Genomic DNA, 709 nt, shown 5'->3' on the forward strand with positions numbered 1-709 from the left:
ATTAAACATATCGTAAGACCGGATTGATTTAACTTCCTGATCAGAACTGTCAGTCCTTCCGTTTCATCCGGGTTGATTCCAGCAGCAGGTTCATCAAGAAAGATAATTTCCGGGTCCGTTGCAAGAGCTAGGGCGATGGCTGTCCGTTTCTTTTCCTCCTGCGAAACACTAGCGACTATTTTGTCAGCCACATCCGTTAATCCAACAATCTCCAGCACCTCCATAGCCTTATCCCGACATGCCGCTTCCTCTCGTTTTAAGCGTTTTGTTCTTAGAATGGCGTCTACCAAATTCGATTTGGTGCGTAGTCTATGCCCAACAATGACATTATCCAATACGGTCGATTTATCAAAAAGACTGGTTGTTTGGAAGGTCCTTGAAATTCCTAGCGCTGCTATTTCATTAGCTGGAAGCTTGGTGATATCAATTCCTTTAAAAATGACGGTTCCAGAGCTTGGACGATGAAAGCCGCTAATCAAGTTGAAAAAAGTGGATTTCCCCGCCCCATTCGGTCCGATAATAGCATTAATTTTTCCTTTTTTAATCACAAAATCTACATTATTGACTGCTGCTAAGCCGCCAAACCGCTTTGTCAAATTCTTAGTTTCAATAATCATTTTCATCCCTCCTCCACTTTAATAGAAACATCGTTTCTCAAAACAGGCGGCTTCTTATCTTTTCGTTTGATTTTCCAATCAAAGATGGCACC

General features: G+C 41.9%; 1 protein-coding gene. It reads right to left on the reverse strand.

Annotation, left to right across the window (positions count from 1 at the left end; translation table 11 throughout):
- Nucleotides 1-617: ABC transporter ATP-binding protein (locus AC1DUW_RS31455; protein ID WP_477644527.1), on the reverse strand; the 617-nt coding region annotated here is incomplete at its 3' end.
- Nucleotides 618-709 lie beyond the last annotated feature (92 nt).

The organism is Peribacillus sp. P4_C12 (assembly GCF_056402095.1).